This window comes from Peptacetobacter hominis (genome assembly GCF_006861675.1).
GTDB classification, from domain to species: domain Bacteria; phylum Bacillota; class Clostridia; order Peptostreptococcales; family Peptostreptococcaceae; genus Peptacetobacter; species Peptacetobacter hominis.
On sequence record NZ_SGJB01000005.1, the window covers coordinates 96,709 to 117,074 of the forward strand.

A 20,366-nucleotide genomic window follows, 5' to 3' on the forward strand; every position below is an offset into this window, starting at 1 on the left:
ATTACTATTTAATTAATTATTCTCGTCTCTGTTTTTTGGAGGTTTAGGACCTGGATACTGGTAAAAATATGTCTTTAGCATACCATTATAAAGTTTTCTTTTCTTTATAGCCTTCTGTCCAAATTCATATTCGAATTCTTCAAATGAAGTTATTAGATAATATGACCAGTTTTTAAGCTTTCTAAATGCATATCCAAGTTCTTTATATAGAAGTTTTACTGTTTCCTGATCTTCAAGTCTTTCTCCATATGGAGGATTTGTTATTATAAATCCGTATTCTTCATCACTCGAAAATGTAGTTGCATCACCCACATTGAATTCTATATAATCTTCTACTCCTGCTATTTCAGCATTTTCTCTGGCTATCTCAACACATTCCGGATCTATATCGTATCCATAGATTTTAAACTCCAAATCATCTCTTATCTGATCAAATGCATCTCTTCTTACATCCCACCATATTTTTTTATCTATTGTTCTCCATTTTTCCGATATAAACTCTCTATTAAGCCCTGGAGCCATATTAAGCCCTATCATCGCAGCCTCTATAAGAATTGTCCCTGAACCACACATAGGATCAACAAGAGTTCTTCCAGGTTTCCATGGAGTAAGATACACAAGTCCTGCAGCAAGTGTCTCTCTTATTGGTGCCTTGTTTGCCTTTTCTTTATATCCTCTCTTATATAAAGGCGTACCTGTGGTATCTATAGAAATAGTAACCTTATCTTTATGTATAAATACATATATAGGATATTTTTCTTTATCTTCTCTTATCATTCCGCTTTCAAGATAATTCTTTTTCAGACTTTCTGCTATAGCCTTTTTTACTATAGACTGTACATCCGGTGTACTATATAGCTTTGATTTTATAGATGATGCTCTTGATACAGGAAATTGTGCACCAAAAGGTATATATTTTGCCCAATTTATTCGTTTTGTATTTTCAAAAAGCTCGTCAAATGTTCTTGCCTCAAACTCTGCAACTTTAAGATTTACTCTTTCAGCGCATCTAAGCCACATATTAGCTTTTGCTATTCCATCTTCATCAGTTCTATATGTTATTCTTCCATCTTCAGTTTTTATTATTTCAAATCCAAGTTCTTTTATTTCTCTTGCCAGCATCTTTTCCATACCAAAGAAACATGGCGATATTAACGTATATTTTTTCATATTACCTCCATAAATATATATTGCTGTATCTATTATATCACTAATTTTGTTTTTATCGTATATAACTGTTATTTTCTTTAATCTTTCTTAATCTTTGCCTTTTTTCCGAAAATTATAAATTTATTGTGAACTATCTTTATTTAAGCTTTGTTTTATGATATGATTACTTTTACATAGAAAAATTTTTTAGATGTTTATTTATTATGTTTATTATACTTTAAGGAGGGCTCTATATGAAAGAAATAAAATTTGAGCATGAACACAATGTCGTACATAAAATAAATACCGCCGGTGAAACTGTAGTACCTGTTATAGAGTCCAGGCTTAAACAGAGAATAGTAAATGTTCCAAAAGAAATAGATAGAGCCAGCGGTATCGTTGTATTTGGGAAAAAAATAAAATCTCTTATATTTTCTACAGATATTTCTATAATAAAAAACAACAATGCTGATGCAGTATTTGCAGTATATCCATTCACTCCCCAGCGGTCTATAAACGATGCTGTTATGGATGTATCTCCTACTCCAGTATTCTGCGGTGTAGGTGGTGGACTTACTTCAGGCAGACGTTCTGTCGATATAGCTCTTGATGCAGAACTTCATGGGGCATTCGGCGTTGTCCTTAATGCACCTGCAACAGATGAGCTTATAATGGACATGAAGGAAACTATAGATATTCCAATAGTAATAACTGTTTGTCATGAACGGGAGGATGTATCTTCAAGAATTGAATCCGGAGCATCTATATTAAATGTTTCTGCAGGTAAAAATACTCCAAAGGTTGTAAGAAAAATAAGAAAGGAATATCCATATATCCCTATAATAGCTACGGGTGGTAATACACCCGAATCCATAATAGAAACTATAGACGCCGGAGCAAATGCAATAACATACACTCCTCCTTCAATAGGAGAGATATTCTCTGGCGTTATGGAAAAATACAGAGATAGATTCCGCTAATAATTTTGCATCAAAAAGGACTGATAAAATATCAGTCCTTTATTTTTACATCATTTCTATTTCTTTTATCAGCTCTTCTACAAGCATATCTCCCGGTATTTTTCTTATTACTTCTCCTTTTTTGAAAAGAAGACCTTCTCCTTTTCCACCAGCTATACCTATATCAGCTTCTCTAGCTTCTCCTGGTCCATTTACAACACAACCCATAATAGCTACGGTTATATCTTTTTCCATATTTCCGATTCTTTTTTCGACCTCATCTGCAATTTCTATAAGATTTATCTGTGTTCTACCACATGTAGGACATGATATTATCTTTATTCTATCATTTAAAAGCCCTAGACTTCTTAGAATTTCCTTTCCTACATGAACTTCCTCAACAGGATCTCCTGTAAGAGATATTCTAAGAGTATCCCCGATTCCATCCATAAGCATTGAACCTACGCCTATTGCGGATTTTATTGTTCCTCTTTTTACACTTCCAGATTCTGTTATTCCTATGTGTAGAGGATAATCTACTCTTTCTGACATTAGTCTGTACGCCTCTACTGTTCTGAATATATCAGAGTTCTTAAGAGAGATTACTATATCATGAAAATCTAAATCCTCAAGTATTTTTATATGCCCCATTGCACTCTCAACCATTGCCTCTGCAGTAGGTTCTCCGTACTTTTCAAGAAGGTGTTTTTCAAGTGATCCACCGTTTACACCTATTCTTATACCAATGCCTTTTTCTTTACATTTTTCTACAACCTGTCTTACCCTGTCTATATCCCCTATGTTTCCAGGGTTTATTCTTACACCATCTATACCTTCTTCTATTGCTTTCAGTGCAAGTCTATAATCAAAATGTATATCGGCTATAAGCGGGATATTTATACCCGCTTTTATTTTTCCTATATTTTCAGCTGCCTCCATGTCTGGAACCGCAACTCTTACCATATCACATCCGGCTTCTTCAAGTCTTTTTATCTGTACTATGGTTTTTTCTGCATCTCTTGTATCTGTATTTGTCATAGACTGAACAGAAATAGGATTATCTCCTCCAACTATGACATTTCCACATCTTACAGCTCTTGTTTTCTTTCTTGTATAACTCAAAATTTTCATCTCCCAATTATAAAAATTTTATTTTATAAGTTTTAGTACGTCATTGTATGTGACAAAAATTGTAAATCCTATAAGAAGCATAAATCCTATAAAATTCACCATTCCTTCTTTTTCAGGGTTGAATTTCTTTCCACCTCTTAGAAGCTCTATTATAAGCATAAGAATTCTGAATCCATCAAGCGCAGGTATCGGTAAAAGGTTAAGTATACCAAGATTAAGACTTATTACCGCCATAACGTACACTACATTTATAGCACCTGCCTGACTTGCATCGTTTACTATTGATATAACTCCAACAGGCCCACTTACCGCTTCAGTAACTTTCATAGGAAGATTCCCTGTGAATAACTGTCCTATAAACTGTAGCATCCGAACAGTCATCTGATATGTAGCACTGAAGGCTCTTTTTATAGATCCAAATATACTCTTCTCCATAACATACTGGATACCAACCATATTTCTTCCATCCTGCTCTTTAGGAGTAACCTTTACTTCAACTGTTTTTCCATCTCTATCCAGAGTTATACTCATTTCTTTATTTCCTGCTGCAGTTATTGCCTCACTTACTTCCGTTCCATTTGTAACAGTTTTTCCGTTTACTTTTTCTATAACATCTCCAGCTTTTATACCTACTTCATATGCAGGCATATTGTTCATTACGCTGTCGATTTTATTTGTAGGACTTCCCATATAGAAAAATACTGGTATCAGAAGTATAACAGTAAGTATTATATTAAATATCGGACCTGCAGCTATTGTCTGCATTCTCTGCCATACAGTTTTTGAGCCGAACGAATTTTCTTCAACTTCTGCTTCAGCTCCATCTTCACCTTCCATAGCAACAAATCCACCAATTGGTATAAGTCTGAAAGAATATGCTGTTCCACCTCTTTCAATGCTGAATACTTTAGGACCCATCCCTACAGCAAACTCTATAACTCCTATTCCACTTCTCTTGGCAAATATGAAATGTCCAAGTTCGTGAAAAAGTACTATTAAACTGAATAAAAGTATTATCAGTATTATTCTCATACATTCACTCCTTTGCATTCTATTTTCTCATATACTTTATGATTTATAAAATTTTTATATATTACTTTCAAGAAGACTTTTTACATAAGTTCTTGCCCATTTATCTATCTCCAGTATCTCTTCAAGTGTAGCATCTTCTTTGCTTTCATGTGCATCAAGTGTCATTTCTATGAATTTAGGAATATCGTAAAATCCTATTTTATCATCAAGAAACTCTCCTACAAGTACTTCATTCGCTGCATTTAAAACCGCAGCATATGTACCACCTTTTTCAAGACATTCATATGCAAGTCTAAGACATGGGAAAGTCTCCATATCAGGTTTCTCAAATGTAAGAGTTGAAGCTTTCATAAAATCAAGTCTTTCAAAATCTGTTTTCATTCTATCAGGATAAGTAAGTGCATACTGTATTGGAAGTCTCATATCAGGACATCCAAGCTGTGCTATAACAGAGCTGTCTCTGTACTGAACCATGGAATGAACTATGCTCTGAGGATGTACAACGACATCTATATCTTTCCGCTCTACTCCAAAAAGCCATTTTGCTTCTATAACTTCAAGTCCTTTATTCATAAGCGTAGAAGAGTCTATACTTATTTTTCTTCCCATATCCCAGTTTGGATGTTTAAGGGCCTCGTTTTTAGTTACATTTACAAGTTCCTCTTTTTTCTTTCCTCTAAAAGGTCCACCTGATGCAGTTAAAATTATCTTTTCCACATCTCTTCTATTTTCACCGTTTAGACTCTGGAATATCGCACTATGTTCGCTGTCTACCGGAAGTATTTTTACTCCTTTTTTATTAGCTGTATCCATTACAAGTTTTCCTGCTGTTACAAGAGTCTCCTTGTTGGCAAGAGCTATATCCTTTCCATTTTCTATTGCAGCCATAGTTGGAACAAGCCCTATCATACCGACAACAGCAGTTAAAACTGTATCCGCTTCATCCATAGATGCTATCTTTACAAGACCGTCCATTCCATAAAGAACCTCCGTCTGGCATCCTTCAGGAAGTTTCTTCATAAGACTTTCATATGCATCCTTTTCATAGACAACAGCATATATCGGATTAAATTCTTCTATCTGTTCAATAAGCATATCTACACTTCTATTTGCTGCTATTGCAACAGCTCTGAAATCATTTGGATTTTTTCTGATTACATCAAGAGTCTGTGTTCCTATAGAACCAGTTGATCCAAGCAGTGATATATTTTTCATTTCGATTCCTCTCTTCTTCAATTCGTTTTGTTTCTACCTCTTGATATTATATCACTAATTCTGGTGTTTATAGTGAATTTTTTCGTATATTGAGGTTTCAATGCTGTTACTTTTATAAATAAAAAGGGCGGAATTTAAATCCGCCTTTTTATATAACTACTCAATTTTTTCTAGAAATCTTTTTTCTTTATAATAGATACAGATATCCTATATGATATAGCAAACATAATACATATACTAAAAACTCTTATTGCTATAGTAGCAACTATTCCCATATCAGGCAATATGCCTCCGGGATATTCACCGCCTGCAAATACTACAAAACCTATAAGAGCTCCTATAACACTTGCAAGAATTATACTTATAATTTTATTTTCTTTACCGAATTTTATTTCGACAGGAATCATAACTGAGATAATTACAAATAGTATTGTAATATATATACATCCTGTATCAATTAATTGCAGCATATCATTTTCAGATAAAATTTCTCCTCTTAATAAAACAATCAATATAGATAATATCCATCCTGCCAACCCTATTGACAAAGAAAACAGATATTTTTCAAATATATACTTTTCTCTTGTTATAGGAAGTGAAAGCAGATATGCATAACCATTATCAAACTCATCATAGTTGATTGATGAAAGTCCTATTATTGCCGAAAATATAGTCATATATGGGATTACAAAGGTAGTACCACCTATAAATACCGCACATACAATTGATATTATTAAAATAGGTATCTGTAGTTTCATAAATTTCAAATCCTTTATAAATAATCCCTTCAGCATATTCTTCATCTGATCCACCTTCATTTAAAATTCTTTTCTCTTTATTACACCAACGCTTATTATGTATGATATACCCATTATTATAAATGATATAATTGTAAATAATAGTATTGCCATATTCATACCTATATCAGATATATTTATTGAACTGATTGAGACTCCACTATTTGTAAGTATATTTACTATACTTATTCCTATTGCCATCATTGCTCCAAGAAGTGCAAGAACCGCTACTCTTCCTCTTTCTCCGCCAAATTTAAGTTGTATAGGAATCATAACTGATACGATAAAAATCATAGCCGGTATAACTGATAATCCGGACATTACAATCTCATTGAAAATACTTCCACCCTTTATCATATATATAGTTATGCTCATAATCATGGCGATTATCCACGATGTTATACCTATAGTCATACCAAATATATATTTTTCAACAACATAACCCTTTCTGGTAATAGGAAGTGTAAATAGATATGCGTTTCCATTATCAAATTCATCATAACTCATTGTTGTTACAGTGAATATTCCCCCTGCGAATGTAAGATATCCTATTATAAAGGATACATTTTCTGTAAATACCCCTATAAAAAGTCCCATCAATACAATAAGTAGAAAAAATGACCTCTGTACCATCATTAATCTTAAATCCTTTATAAATAATCCTTTGATCATAGTTTTTCACCTCTAATCATCATTGTCATAAGATCATCTATACCAGCATTTTCTATAATTACATCAGGATAATTTTCCTTGTAGTATATTTTCTGGTCTGTTAGACATCTGTATCCATATCCTTCTTTTATATATCTAAGAATATAATCTTTTTCTATGTTTTCAAACATACTACTATCTACTTTAAGTATTCCATAATCGCTTAAAAGTACATCTGTATCCTCATGAACAATTATTTTCCCATCATCTATCATATATATGTCATCACATAGATTTTCTATATCTCCTGATATATGTGAACTTATAAGAATTGATCTATTTTCATCTTTTTCCATATAGTCTCTAAGAAGATCTATTATCTCATCTCTTGCAATAACATCAAGTCCCGCTGTAGGCTCGTCAAGAATAAGGATATCCGCATTGTGCGACATAGCCGCTATAACCTTAAGCCTTGCCTTCATTCCTGTTGAAAAATCCTTTATTTTTTTATTCATAGGAAGCGAAAATCTATTCACCTGATATACAAATTCTTTTTCATCAAACTCCTTATACAGATGTCTGAAAACTATTATCATATCTTTTATTGTAAGATATCCGCTGAATCCGGAATCAGATAAGGCAACTCCGATTTTCTGTTTTTCATTTTCCCCTATTTTTCTTATATCTTTTCCTAGAATTTCAGCCTTTCCCCCGTCTACAGATATAAGCCCTAGAATTGACTTAAATAAAGTTGTCTTTCCTGAACCGTTCTTTCCTATTAGACCTGTTATATATCCAGGTTTTACACTCATAGTACAGTCTAGTTCAAATTTCCCGTATACTTTTTTAAGATTTTCTGTTCTTATCATAATTATCCCTCCAGACTTTTATCCCTCAAGAATAAGTTCAAACATTGCCCTCAAATCTTCATTACTTATATCATATCGTCTTCCCTTCTGAATTATTTTTTCAAGGTCAGACTCTATTTCTTTTCTCTGCTCCTCAAATATTAGTTCCTTATTTGTTGCAGCGACATATGTTCCTTTTCCATGTATAGTCACAGTGAATCCCTCGGATTCCAGTGTATCATATGCTTTTTTTACTGTAAGTGCACTTATCCTCAATTCTTTTGATAAACTTCTCACTGATGGAAGTGCGTCATTTTCTTTGAGTTCTCCATTTCTTATAAGCAGTTTTATTCTCTCTACTATCTGCTCATATATAGGTATCATAGATGAATTATTTATTATTATATTCATCTCATCACCTCTCCTTCTTTATACAAACAGTATATAACAGTATTGAACTGTTGTCAACTGTTATATACTGTTATATAAAAATAATTTTATATTCTTCCATTCTGCATATAAAACTTCATAAAAAAATTGCGTACCTACATCAGATGTAGAATACGCAATATCTATTCTATATTTAATTTTACATTCCAAATAACTTTATTGCATTATAGACAAATGGCGCAACAAGTATAACACTGTCAAATCTGTCAAGCACTCCACCATGCCCTGGTATAAGTTTTCCATAATCTTTTATACCTACATATCTTTTTATTGATGATGCAAACAGATCCCCGAACTGAGCTATTACACTTCCTGTAAGACCTATAACAAGCATGTGTACAATATCAAGTCCGAAAAAATGTCCAAATATCATACATCCTACAGTACTTCCAAGTATACCACCTATACTTCCCTCAATTGTCTTTTTGGGACTCACTGAAGGTATAAGCTTATGTTTTCCAAAGAAATACCCTGAAAAATATGCAAATATATCAGTTGCAAATGCTATTATAAATATAAGCCATACGTATATATCTCCATTTGCAAGCCCATTCTTTGTTGCTATAACACAGTCAAAGAATATTCCTACATAGAAAAATCCCGAAAATGTTACAGAGACATCTATTATATTTTTTTTACCTGAGAGCATATATATAATTGCCACTACAAATAGCACATATGTCATTATATATATGGCTGCAGTCGGCAATCCTAGAATATGTTTAACTCCAAGATATGCTGCAAATATATAACCAAGTAGATATATCGGTTTTATATCCTTTGCTTCAAAAGCATAATAAAATTCATGCATTGCTATTGAAATCATTATTATCTCAGCTACATACAGAGGTGTTCCACCTATTACAAGAAGAAGTAAAAGCGGAAGAAGTATTATTCCTGATATTATTCTGGTTTTCATATTAATCTCCTATTTTACTCCACCAAATCTTCTATCCCTATTCTGATATGAGTAGACAGCTTTCTGAAGCTCTTCCTCATCAAAATCCGGCCAATGAATATCTGTGTAGTAAAACTCTGAATATGCAACATCCCATAAAAGGAAGTTACTAAGTCTTTGTTCCCCACTTGTTCTTATAACAAGATCCGGATCCGGTATTTCCGCTGTACTAAGATGATTTTTGATTATATCTTCAGTTATATCTTCAGGATTAAGTTTTCCATCTCTGCACATTGCCGCTATTTCTACAACTGCATTTTTTATATCATTTCTTCCACCATAATTAAGAGCAAGATTTAGATTTACACCAGTATTATCTCCTGTTATATTCATCGCTTTTTCAAGTTCATTTACACATGCCTCAGGAAGTTTTTTATAGTCACCTACAACATTGATTTTTACATTGTTTTTATCAAGTTCTGATACCTCTCCTCTAAGATATGTTACAAGAAGATTCATAAGTGCATCTACTTCAAGCTTTGGTCTTTTCCAGTTTTCTGTAGAGAAAGCATAAAGAGTCAGATATTTTATTCCAAGTCTATTAGCTTCCTTTACAATTTTTCTTATTGTTTCCACACCTGCTTTATGTCCTGCTGTTCTAGGTAGAAATCTGGCTTTAGCCCATCTTCCATTACCATCCATTATTATAGCGATGTGAGCAGGCATTTTTTCCATATTTATATCGTATTTCATTTTTTCCTCCATATTAATTCTGACTCCTTAGATTAAGGAGTCAGAAAAGTATGTTGCAGTAATTTCTACACTATCGCCTTTTTCGGATATTTTTATCACTCTGGGAATGATAAGTTTATCTCTATCTTTTTTTCCTTCAATAAAATTTATGCTGTACTCTATTTTTTCATTATCAAAATAGCATTTCACATCATCTATATGAAGTCCAAGAAGACTATAATATTTATTCAAAATATTATACCTCCATTATATCTTTTTCTTTTACAGCTAATAATGCATCTATTTCTTTTATGTATTTGTCTGTTATTTTTTGAACTTCGTCAGTAGCTCCTTTTAATTCGTCTTCTGTAAGTTCTCCAGCTTTTTCCATTTTCTTAAGCTTGTCGTTTGCTTCTCTTCTTTCATTTCTTATTCTTACTTTGAAATCTTCTGCTGCTTTACTTGCTTTTTTTGCAAGTTCTTTTCTTCTTTCTTCAGTAAGTGCAGGAACTGAAAGTCTTATAACTGTACCATCATTTGATGGAGTAAGTCCTACATCTGAATTTGCTATGGCTTTTTCTATTTCATGCATAGATGATTTATCCCATGGAGTTATCATAAGAGTTCTTGGTTCTGGAACTGATATAGCTGCCATCTGGTTTATTGGAGTCATTGTTCCATAATAGTCAACTCTTACTTTATCAAGCATAGCTGCATTTGCTCTTCCTGCTCTTATTGTTCCGAATTCAAATTTTAAGGCATCTATTGTCCCGTCCATTTTCTTTTCTAACTGATCGTGTACATCTAATCTCATAATTACGCCTCCCGTCTTTTCGATTGTAATAAATTTATTATTCTACTGTTGTACCTAATCTGGCACCTTTAACCGCATTTATAATATTCTCTGTTGATAGCTCAAATACCTTTATTGGAATGTTATTATCTTTACATAAAGATGTTGCAGTTGAATCCATTACCTTTAGTTCTTTCCGTATAACATCCATGTAGCTAAGTTTTTCAAATTTCTGAGCGTCAGGGTGTACTTTTGGATCTTTGTCATATACTGCATCTACATTTTTAGCAAGAAGTATTACCTCAGCTTCCATTTCAAGTGCTCTAAGTGCTGCTGCAGTATCTGTTGAGAAGTATGGGTTACCTGTTCCTGCACCAAATATTACGACTCTTCCTTTTTCAAGGTGTCTTACAGCTCTTCTTCTTATATAAGGCTCAGCAACCTGTCTCATTTCTATACCAGTCTGAACTCTTGTAGCTACGTCTATATTCTCAAGCGCATCCTGAAGTGCCATCGCATTCATTACAGTCGCAAGCATTCCTATATAGTCTGCTGTAGTTCTGTCCATTCCTTCGCTTGTTCTACCTCTCCAGAAGTTGCCTCCACCAACAACAACTGCAACTTCAACTCCAAGTTCATTTATTTCCTTTATAGCTACTGCTATCTGGTTTACTATGTCGTTGTTTATTCCGCGCTGCTGTTCTCCTGCTAAGGCTTCACCGCTTAGTTTTAATAGTACTCTTTTGTATACTGGTTTATCCATTTTATTTGCCCCCCAAAATAATTACTCTGTTTCTTCTGTTTTTGAAAAAAGAGAACACTTACGTGTTCTCTTCTTGGTTTTTATAAAAAATTACTGCATCTGTTTTGCAACTTCTTCAGCAAAGTTTTCGTTTTTCTTCTCTATACCTTCTCCAACTTCGAATCTAACAACGTTTACAACTTTTATTTCAGTTCCAACTTCTTTAGCTACTTTTTCAACTAATTTCTTAACTGTGAAGTCTGGGTCTTTAACGAAAGGCTGTTCTAATAGACAAACTTCTTTTAATTCTTTTTCTAATCTACCTTTAACCATTTTTTCAACTATGTTAGCTGGTTTTCCTTCGTTTAATGCCTGCTGAGTTAATACTTCTGTTTCATGAGCTATGTATTCAGCGTCAACATCATCTCTTGAAACATATTTAGGGTTCATAGCTGCAACCTGCATTGCAACATCTTTACCTAATGTAAGTATTCTTTCGTCTCTTCCTTCAGTTTCCATTTCTACTAAAACTGCTATTTTACCAGCTCCGTGTATATATCCTGCTAACTGTCCGTTAGTGTTTACTTTAACGAATCTTCTGAAGTCAAGTTTTTCACCTATTTTAGCAACTTTGTTGTTTAATACTGTCTGTAAGTCTTCTCCACCTTCAGCAGTTTCTGCTAATAATTCTTCTACAGTAGTTTTTTCAGTGTTTAATGCCATTGTAGAAACTAATTTAACGAAATCTTTGAAATCGTCGTTTTTAGCAACGAAGTCTGTTTCTGAGTTTACTTCTACTAATGCAGCAGCTGTATTGTCAGCATTCATTTCTATAGCAACAAGACCTTCTGCAGCTATTCTGTCAGCTTTCTTAGCAGCTTTTGCTAAACCTTTTTCTCTTAATATATCTACAGCTTTAGCCATATCTCCGTCAGCTTCTGTTAAAGCTTTTTTGCAGTCCATCATACCTGCACCTGTAGATTCTCTTAACTCTTTTACCATTGCAGCAGTTATAGCCATTTTTTGTTCCTCCTAATTTTTACTAATTATTGCATTTGATATTATAAATGGTAAGGGAATCCCTTACCATTCAATTTTTAGTATTAGTTTTCTTCTGATACTTCTACTTCTTCAACAGCTTCTTCTGTTTCTTCAACAACTGCTTCTTCAGCACCCTGTCTTCCTTCTATAACAGCAGTAGCCATAGCACCAGTTATTAATTTAACAGCTCTTATAGCGTCATCGTTTCCTGGTATTGGGAAGTCTAATTCTTCTGGATCACAGTTTGTATCAACTATACCAACTACTGGTATACCTAATCTGTGAGCTTCCTGTATAGCTATGTTTTCTTTTCTTGGGTCAACTACGAACATAGCAGCTGGTAGTTCAGGCATTTCTTTTATTCCGCCTAGGTTTTTCTCAAGTTTTTCTTTTTCAGCTCTTAATTTTATAACTTCTTTCTTTGGAAGTACATCGAAAGTTCCGTCTTCTTCCATTTTTTCTAATTCTCTTAATTTGTTTATTCTAGTTTTGATAGTTTTGTAGTTTGTTAACATACCACCTAACCATCTTTCGTTAACATAGAACATTCCACATCTTTCAGCTTCTTCTTTTATAGCTTCCTGAGCCTGTTTTTTAGTTCCTACGAAAAGTATTGGTTTTCCAGTTTCAGAAACTTCTTTAACAAAGTTGTAAGCTTCTTCTACTTTCTTAACTGTTTTCTGTAGGTCTATTATATATATTCCATTTCTCTCTGTGAATATATATTTACCCATTTTAGGGTTCCATCTTCTTGTCTGATGTCCGAAGTGTACACCAGCTTCTAATAACTGTTTCATTGATATTACTGACATTTTTTGTCCTCCTTGGTTTTTGTTTTCCTCCAGAACGGTCATCTCCCTAAAAAACCCTTTAGGCACCTTTTAAGGATCGCGTTTCTGTGTGTGATTATTCATTTTTTCACCTATACGATTATATCATAACAGATATACTGTTTCAATATATTTTTTAAATTATTTTAATAAGTATATATATAAATATTTATTGCATTTAGTACATTCCAACAGCCAATAATATAGCTGCTACTATTATCATTGCAGCTGCACTTCTCTTTATAACTCCTATTTTTCTATTCATTTGTCTTAACTGCTCTTCTTTTATCAGTTTATTTTCATTTTCTATAAGTCTCAAATCTATTATGCTTGTATTTTCAGGAACCTCAATTCTTTCAGTTTCTACTGTATTCTGATAAAGAACTCCTGTAAGCTCCACGATAGCTTCTTTACAGTCTTTGAACTTATTTTTTCTGCTGAGAAGCCTTTTATCTATCTCTACAAGTTTTTCATAACTCTTTTGTACTTTTATATTTCTATAATCCGGCCCTCTGTCAATTCTCGAAAGCATATCTTTTTCATTTTTTGCTGTTCCAAAAGGTCTTCTTTTGAAAATCATCTCATAAAGTATTATTCCAAAGGCAAAAAGGTCGCTTTCTTTATCGGTATAATTAATGCATATCTGCGGTGCAGACATATATTGATAATTACCTTTTGCTCTTATATTTTCACCTCTGTTAGCAGCTGTAATACCAAAATCAGCTATTTTTACATTATAATTTTTATCTACTATTATATCATTCATTTTTAAAGAACCATGATAACCAAAATCATACATACCATGCATTCCACAGTCTATAGAGTGTATACTTTCAAGTGCCTTTAATATTTCAACTGATATATTCATTATCGCTTCAGGATGAAGATAATTGCCTGCTATAAGTTCTGAAAGCTCAACACCATCTATATACTCATAAGCCATATAATAACAATATTCTCCATTATCTTTATAATGAATCCCTATATTTTTAAGTTTTAAAATATATCTGTTTCCAAGATCATTTACTGTAGTTGATATATCGATCAGATTCTCTATGAAATCTTTCTTTATATACCTGTTGGCATTTATAATTTTCAAAAAAACTTTTTCTTCTTCAAGTACATCTCTAGCCTGATACAATCTATTCTCATCTATAGATTCTTCCCGAGCATCCAATATATATCTGTTCCCTATCATTTTTAATCCCACCTATAAAAATACTATACCCTTATTATAACAAAAGAACAGGTATTTTCGGAATATATTTTACAATTTAAATATTCCTTACCTGTTCTATTAAGTCTGATTATTTTTTTATAGGTTTATATTCTCCCCCAGAAATATATTCTCTTTTTATTTCTTTTCCGTTGGAATCTTTATATATTCTATATGTTTTAAATGATATTTTTCCATCATTTTTATCTTCATCAGTTTCTTCTACTTTTATTTCTATATTTTTCTTGTCTGATTTTGCGCCATATATAACTGTTCTTAATGTTTTTCCTTCTATATAGTTTCTTAGGTATACCGGATTTTCATAATCATTTTTAAATTTAAAATCAAGTCCTGAATCATTTACAGTTGCATCTCTTCCTTTTGGCACATATGTAAGAGTAGATGAATGATTTGTAACAGAAACTATATCCATTCCTGCATACATCGCTGCATTAAATATTGTCGATGATGTCTGGCAAACACCTCCACCGGCAGACGGCTTCAGTTCTCCGTTTACTATAACCGGAGCCTCCTGATATCCATTTTCAAAGTTTGTTTTACCTGTAAGGCTATTGTATGAAAAAGTTTCTCCTGGCATTAAAAGTATTTTATCTGTAACACCTGCTGATTTTTTTACATTATATGATCTTTGTTCATTAGATGATTCGAATGAAGTTTTATATTCTCCCAAAACAGTATCTATTTTTTCGACATCAGAAGTCTGTACTTCAGCCTTCAACTCCTCTACTTTTAATGGGATAGTTTCCTTTTTCTTGTTATCTATACTTTTTTTCAAAAGCATAATGGTATCATCAATATTGACCTTTCTACCATCCGATGATTTTGTTGTCTTTATACTACCGTCTATCGAAATAGTAGCATCTACAGGTTCTTTATCTATACCTTTAGCTATTTTTTCTATCTCATCTCTCATTTTTCCCTCGTTGTAAACAACAGAGATTTCCTTTTTCAGAGTTTTGTTATTAAGTGAAAAATAACGATAAAGATCCGTATAATAGCTTCCCTCTCTTGTATAGTCGTAAGCTTCATTTACTACATCCTCTATATTATACTTAAGATCAACCGCCTCAGATTTCACTGTATATTTTTTTTCTCCATAAGAAAAAGTTATATTATCAACTTTAAACTTCTTATTCAATTCTTCAATTGCATCATCTCTGCTCATACCTGATACATTTACGCCTTGTATATATATATTATTTGCGATTTTTCCATTATATACAAATATACTGTTGAATATCAGTATTATTAGTGTTATCACTGCAAGAACAGCTATAACAGATGCAATGATCTTTTTCCTTCTCATTTCTTTTTTCTTTTTACGTGAAATTCTCTTTTTTCTTCTTCTATCAATATTGTCTTTTACAGACATGGATTCCGATTTTTTCTCTTTTAATTTTGATGTAGATGACTTATCTGACTTTGAAGTCATCTTATTTTTTCTGTCATTATTTGCACCCATGTATATATCTCTCACCTCTTTTATTGCATATTAAGCTTTAAACGGCAGTTTTATAATCATGTCATTATATTTTATCACACTTGTATTTTTTTTGCCATATCTCAGAGGTTGTTTATTATCGCTAATTCTGGGGTTAATTCTTTCTTTCTTTTTTTATTCTTCTGAATTTACCTTCCCCTACTTCAAAATAAAAACCAAGTTTTCTATATATTTCATCAAGTTCTATCAAGGTTACATCACCATGTTCAATATTCGCAAAAGTTATATCTTTTATACTTCTATCTCTAGACATCATAATACATCACTCCTCCTAGAACATTTGTTCTTTTGTAATTATTATACCATACATATGTTCGATTTCAAGAAGTTTACTTTGATTTTTGTTATAAATAACTATTTTTTTAATTCTGCATAAATAAAAAAAGCAGGTTTACACCTGCTCTAAAAATATATCCTATCCAAGTAAAAAAAGTCCTGCTGTTCCCAGTACAATTGTAACTATCATAAGTATTCTTCCAAGCTCAAAGTTTTTCTCTCTGTTCATAGTAGCAACTATACCAGGTATAAAAAGAACCCCTGAAAGTACTTTAAGCACAAATTTTTCTGTAGGAGTTGCCATGAACAGAAGTATACATACAACAAACATATAAACACCTATTGCATTATATACAAATTTGTTTGAACCCACTTTTTTCATAAGAAGCAGAACTGCTATTGAGAATATATCAATCCCAAGAAATACATACATCATAGTTGTCAGATTTTCCATTTGCCACACCTTCCTTTTAACTTAATAAAGCATTTCTTCTATTATTGTCTTTGCTTTTTCAAGCATCTTTTCTGCATTTTCTGAATTAATTCCGCCTCCCTGGGCCATTTTATTATTTCCGCCACCTTTTCCATCTACTATCGGCATTACTTTTTTCAGTACTTCTGAGATATTTATATCATTTTTTATATCAGAACGAGAAAAGATAACATTTACTTTATCCTCGTTTATACACGCAAATAAAATAATAATATTTTCAGATGTCAATATCTCCTTTGCTATTCTGGAAACATACTCTATTTCTTCCCCTATAAAGATATTACTTATTACATCTATACCATTTATATTCTCTATTTTATCATTTAATTCCTTTATTCTGTATACCATTAATTTATCTTCAAGATTTTTTCGTTTTTCAGATAGTTCCTTTATTCTAAATTCAAGATTATCAACACATCCTTTGAGATTTTCTTCACTGCAGCTTAGATGTCTACATACATCTGACATAACTCTATCTCTTTCTAATGAATAGTTTACTGCTCTTTTGCCTGCAAGAAATTCTATTCTGCTATTTCCTTTATGTTTTTCAACTCTTTTAATTTTTATCATCCTAAGCTCTGAAGTATAATCAGGATGACATCCACAGCAGGCATTGGTATCCAATTCTCCGATTTTTACTATCCTTATTTCGGAATCGGTATCCGGAAGCTTTCTTCTTGTCCATGTATTTTTTAGTTCATCCTTTGATGGAGTATATACTTCTACTTCTATGTTATCAGATATTATATCATTTGCCATAGATTCAACTTTTATAATCTGTTCTTCATCTACACTACCTTCTATATCTACCGTGCTTATTTCTCTTCCAAGATGAAAGCCACATGTATTTTTCCCAAATAAAGTATAAAAACATCCTGATAAAACATGTTGTCCCAGGTGCTGCTGCATACCATCTAATCTTTTATCCCATTCTATACTGCAATCTACATATCCATCATTGTCTATTTCAGGTATACTCTCAGTTATATGGATAACTTTTCCATCTTTTTCCATCATATCGGATACATACGCTTTTCCTACATATCCGGTATCGCAGAACTGTCCACCTCCACCCGGGAAGAATGCCGTTTTGTCTAACTCTATATAATACCTTTCGCCATCATTTTTTATATCCATAACTTTCGCTCTGAAATTTTTACAGTATTTATCAGTATAATAAAGTTTTTCCAAATATATCACTCCTTATAAATATGCTACTTTCTCTTTCCTTTTTTATTTTTCTTTTCAGATTTTCTTTTATTTTTTTCAGAAGTTTTATTCATTTGCTTATCTCTAAATTTATTTATATTTACAACTTTAGACTTCGAAGAACCCAGCTTTCCTGGATCAAGTCCCATTATTTTTTCTATTTCGTTTGGATAAATATATATATTATCAGACTCCAGCGCCTCTATAATAGTTTCCGGAGTAAAAACTTCTTTTAAAAGCATATTCATCCCTTCTCTTAAAATATAAGGTGGTCTAGCTATTATTACAGATACAGGATCTTTTTCAGACCATTTTCTTTTTTCAATTTCTTCCATAAGGAATATATATTTTCTATACGATATAATCCCAAGTGAAAAGGCTCTTGTAACTACTGCATATACAGGTACAATCCATTCTGAAGCTATACTCAGATATTCATCTATTTCATTTGAATTTTTCAGTCTGTCTCTCATCATGTTTTCCGGAAGAAGAAATGCCATTGCAAATTCGCTTGTATCAAAATTTTTCATGGATATTCCAAGTTCATTTGCAGCTACAGCTCCAAGTTCTCCGGCAAGACTCATATTTCTCTCTGATGCAATATTGCCATCACCGCCAAGAGATATGAAAAAAACTGTTTTTTTAGATTCTTTTTCCTGTCCATAAATATCATATGTTTTCGAAATCTGTTTCTGAGATATAGGTGTTGCATATTTTTCAAACACATTCATATCTGTAATTACAAATCCCTCTTTTTCCATAAATCCGGTCATATCCAATATAGGTCTATCATCTACATCAGTTTTTTCTCTGATCCACTCTGCAATTTTTTCAATATCTGTAACTTCACCCATATCTTTGAAGTTTATACTCTTATCCGGTAACATAAGATATTTTCTCATAAAATTATATATTCTATTTATCATTACAAGCTTTTCTCTATTTGATATTTCTATATTTTTAGGCGATTTTGATTTAGAATCAAAATGTATCCATTCAATACCTACATTATATATATCCGATGTATAGAAAAACTCTCTTGGAAATTCAAGTGTCCCAGCTAAAAGCATTGAATTTTCAAGAGTTGGGAAATATTTTTCCTCTTCAAATGCCTGTATATCTTTTTTATTTATTCCTGATTTGGATGCAAGAGCATCAGGACTCATACCTCTATAATTTCTGGCAGCTCTGAGTCTGCTGCCTTTAAATTCATTTAGTTTCATCACAGTTTCCTTCCTAAAATATTTATTACTGATAAATCATTATATCATTTTTATATATATTGATACAATCAATCAGTATTTTTATATGTTTTGGACTATAAATATCTGGGAATATTAATATCATATTCAAATAGAAAATCTAAAACGAAGGGAACGTGTTTATTATGATAAAAAAAGCTGTACTTGCAGGCGGATGCTTCTGGTGTCTTGTGAAGCCATTTGAAAACTTTGATGGTATTATAGATATAAAAACTGGATACACAGGGGGTACTACAACTAACCCAACTTATAAAGATGTATGTTCTGGAATAGGAGGACATTATGAGGCGGTTGAAATAACATTTGACGATACCTTTATAAAATATGAGGATATACTTGATATATTTTTTAAACAGATAAATCCTACTGATGATGGTGGCCAGTTTGTAGATAGAGGTCCTCAATATAGACCTGCCATATTTTTTGAAGATAATTCTCAAAAAGAGACTGCAGAAAAATTCATAGCTAAACTTGAATCAGAAAATATATTTGAAGACTCTATAGTGGTATCTGTACTTCCGCTTTCAGAGTTTTATCCTGCTGAAGAAAATCACCAGAACTATCACAAAAAGCAATCTGCTCATTATAATATCTATTATAAAAATTCAGGAAGATATAATTTTGTAAAGGCCTTCTGGGATGGTTCAAATCCTAAAAGAAAACATCTCAAAAATATACTTTCTGACATACAATTTGAGGTTACACAGAATGATATGACAGAATGTCCATTTGACAATAAATACTATAATAACGAAAAAGCTGGTATCTATGTGGATATCGTTGGTGGGGAAGTTCTTTTCTCTTCAACTGACAAATTTGATTCAGGATGTGGATGGCCTTCTTTTTCAAAGCCTGTAAATAAAAATTCTATTCTTGAAAGATCTGATTTTTCTATGGGTATGATCAGGACAGAAGTTAGAAGTCTTAAATCAAATTCTCATCTTGGACATGTTTTTGACGACGGTCCAGAAGAACTTGGTGGACTCAGATATTGTATAAATTCTGCATCTCTTAGATTTATACCTGTTGAAGATATGGAAAAAGAAGGATACGGAGAATACTTATATCTTTTCAACAAATAATTTCATAAAACAAAAGCTACTGCAGCACAGATTTATTA

23 protein-coding genes are annotated in these 20,366 nt (G+C 32.4%); 2 read left to right on the forward strand and 21 right to left on the reverse strand.

Going from position 1 to position 20,366, the window contains the following annotated elements; translation table 11 throughout:
* Positions 1-12 precede the first annotated feature (12 nt).
* On the reverse strand, positions 13-1,170 hold the full coding sequence (locus EXD82_RS03945) for a THUMP domain-containing class I SAM-dependent RNA methyltransferase (protein WP_142535611.1): 1,158 nt from the start codon (positions 1,168-1,170) through the stop codon (positions 13-15).
* A gap of 233 nt (positions 1,171-1,403) precedes the next feature.
* Between EXD82_RS03945 and EXD82_RS03950 the strand changes: the two genes are divergently transcribed.
* Positions 1,404-2,129 (forward strand): beta/alpha barrel domain-containing protein, encoded by a 726-nt coding sequence (locus EXD82_RS03950; protein WP_142535612.1) that lies wholly within the window; start codon positions 1,404-1,406, stop codon positions 2,127-2,129.
* 45 nt (positions 2,130-2,174) lie between these two features.
* Here the strand turns inward: EXD82_RS03950 and ispG are convergent, their stop codons facing one another.
* From ispG to EXD82_RS04045, 20 genes are all read right to left on the reverse strand, one after another.
* A complete protein-coding gene (gene ispG / locus EXD82_RS03955; protein ID WP_142535613.1) occupies positions 2,175-3,230 on the reverse strand; it encodes a flavodoxin-dependent (E)-4-hydroxy-3-methylbut-2-enyl-diphosphate synthase in 1,056 nt (351 codons plus the stop codon).
* A 27-nt stretch (positions 3,231-3,257) separates the two neighbouring features.
* Complete coding sequence (rseP, locus tag EXD82_RS03960) at positions 3,258-4,271, reverse strand: RIP metalloprotease RseP (protein ID WP_142535614.1); 1,014 nt, start codon at positions 4,269-4,271, stop codon at positions 3,258-3,260.
* A 54-nt stretch (positions 4,272-4,325) separates the two neighbouring features.
* A complete protein-coding gene (locus tag EXD82_RS03965; protein WP_142535615.1) occupies positions 4,326-5,486 on the reverse strand; it encodes a 1-deoxy-D-xylulose-5-phosphate reductoisomerase in 1,161 nt (386 codons plus the stop codon).
* A gap of 170 nt (positions 5,487-5,656) precedes the next feature.
* Positions 5,657-6,289 carry an ABC-2 transporter permease gene (locus tag EXD82_RS03970; RefSeq protein ID WP_174919151.1) on the reverse strand — a complete coding sequence of 211 codons (633 nt, stop codon included), beginning with the start codon at positions 6,287-6,289 and terminating at the stop codon, positions 5,657-5,659.
* A 15-nt stretch (positions 6,290-6,304) separates the two neighbouring features.
* Positions 6,305-6,955: an ABC-2 transporter permease gene (locus EXD82_RS03975; protein WP_142535617.1), complete on the reverse strand. Its 651-nt coding sequence runs from the start codon at positions 6,953-6,955 to the stop codon at positions 6,305-6,307.
* On the reverse strand, positions 6,952-7,803 hold the full coding sequence (locus tag EXD82_RS03980) for an ABC transporter ATP-binding protein (protein WP_142535618.1): 852 nt from the start codon (positions 7,801-7,803) through the stop codon (positions 6,952-6,954). Before EXD82_RS03980 ends, EXD82_RS03975 begins: the two co-directional genes overlap by 4 nt.
* An 18-nt stretch (positions 7,804-7,821) precedes the next feature.
* The gene (locus EXD82_RS03985; protein ID WP_142535619.1) at positions 7,822-8,193 is read right to left on the reverse strand and encodes a GntR family transcriptional regulator; all 372 of its coding nucleotides are present in this window, start codon (positions 8,191-8,193) and stop codon (positions 7,822-7,824) included.
* Between the two features lie 178 nt (positions 8,194-8,371).
* A complete protein-coding gene (locus EXD82_RS03990) occupies positions 8,372-9,151 on the reverse strand; it encodes a phosphatidate cytidylyltransferase (protein WP_142535620.1) in 780 nt (259 codons plus the stop codon).
* Positions 9,152-9,160: 9 nt separating this feature from the next.
* Positions 9,161-9,895 carry an isoprenyl transferase gene (locus EXD82_RS03995; protein WP_142535621.1) on the reverse strand — a complete coding sequence of 245 codons (735 nt, stop codon included), beginning with the start codon at positions 9,893-9,895 and terminating at the stop codon, positions 9,161-9,163.
* Positions 9,896-9,910: 15 nt separating this feature from the next.
* Positions 9,911-10,114, reverse strand: a complete 204-nt coding sequence (locus EXD82_RS04000) for a hypothetical protein (RefSeq protein ID WP_142535622.1) — start codon at positions 10,112-10,114, stop codon at positions 9,911-9,913.
* Between the two features lie 4 nt (positions 10,115-10,118).
* Positions 10,119-10,676: a ribosome recycling factor gene (gene frr, locus EXD82_RS04005; protein WP_142535623.1), complete on the reverse strand. Its 558-nt coding sequence runs from the start codon at positions 10,674-10,676 to the stop codon at positions 10,119-10,121.
* A 37-nt stretch (positions 10,677-10,713) separates the two neighbouring features.
* Positions 10,714-11,418 (reverse strand): UMP kinase, encoded by a 705-nt coding sequence (gene pyrH, locus EXD82_RS04010; RefSeq protein ID WP_142535624.1) that lies wholly within the window; start codon positions 11,416-11,418, stop codon positions 10,714-10,716.
* A gap of 90 nt (positions 11,419-11,508) precedes the next feature.
* Positions 11,509-12,417 (reverse strand): translation elongation factor Ts, encoded by a 909-nt coding sequence (gene tsf / locus EXD82_RS04015; RefSeq protein ID WP_142535625.1) that lies wholly within the window; start codon positions 12,415-12,417, stop codon positions 11,509-11,511.
* Between the two features lie 83 nt (positions 12,418-12,500).
* Positions 12,501-13,250, reverse strand: a complete 750-nt coding sequence (gene rpsB, locus EXD82_RS04020; RefSeq protein WP_142535626.1) for a 30S ribosomal protein S2 — start codon at positions 13,248-13,250, stop codon at positions 12,501-12,503.
* 196 nt (positions 13,251-13,446) lie between these two features.
* Positions 13,447-14,466 (reverse strand): protein kinase domain-containing protein, encoded by a 1,020-nt coding sequence (locus EXD82_RS04025; RefSeq protein WP_142535627.1) that lies wholly within the window; start codon positions 14,464-14,466, stop codon positions 13,447-13,449.
* A gap of 109 nt (positions 14,467-14,575) precedes the next feature.
* Positions 14,576-15,967 carry a VanW family protein gene (locus EXD82_RS04030; RefSeq protein ID WP_142535628.1) on the reverse strand — a complete coding sequence of 464 codons (1,392 nt, stop codon included), beginning with the start codon at positions 15,965-15,967 and terminating at the stop codon, positions 14,576-14,578.
* 133 nt (positions 15,968-16,100) lie between these two features.
* Positions 16,101-16,262, reverse strand: a complete 162-nt coding sequence (locus EXD82_RS10285; protein ID WP_174919152.1) for a hypothetical protein — start codon at positions 16,260-16,262, stop codon at positions 16,101-16,103.
* 159 nt (positions 16,263-16,421) lie between these two features.
* Positions 16,422-16,736, reverse strand: coding sequence for a hypothetical protein (locus EXD82_RS04035; RefSeq protein WP_142535629.1), 315 nt, complete (start codon positions 16,734-16,736; stop codon positions 16,422-16,424).
* A 21-nt stretch (positions 16,737-16,757) separates the two neighbouring features.
* Positions 16,758-17,966, reverse strand: a complete 1,209-nt coding sequence (locus EXD82_RS04040; RefSeq protein WP_142535630.1) for an alanyl-tRNA editing protein — start codon at positions 17,964-17,966, stop codon at positions 16,758-16,760.
* 23 nt (positions 17,967-17,989) lie between these two features.
* Positions 17,990-19,207, reverse strand: coding sequence for an XRE family transcriptional regulator (locus EXD82_RS04045; protein WP_142535631.1), 1,218 nt, complete (start codon positions 19,205-19,207; stop codon positions 17,990-17,992).
* Positions 19,208-19,371: 164 nt separating this feature from the next.
* On the opposite strand from EXD82_RS04045, the gene msrB reads away from it, so the two are divergent.
* Positions 19,372-20,328 (forward strand): peptide-methionine (R)-S-oxide reductase MsrB, encoded by a 957-nt coding sequence (msrB, locus tag EXD82_RS04050; protein WP_142535632.1) that lies wholly within the window; start codon positions 19,372-19,374, stop codon positions 20,326-20,328.
* The last annotated feature ends 38 nt before the right edge of the window (positions 20,329-20,366 follow it).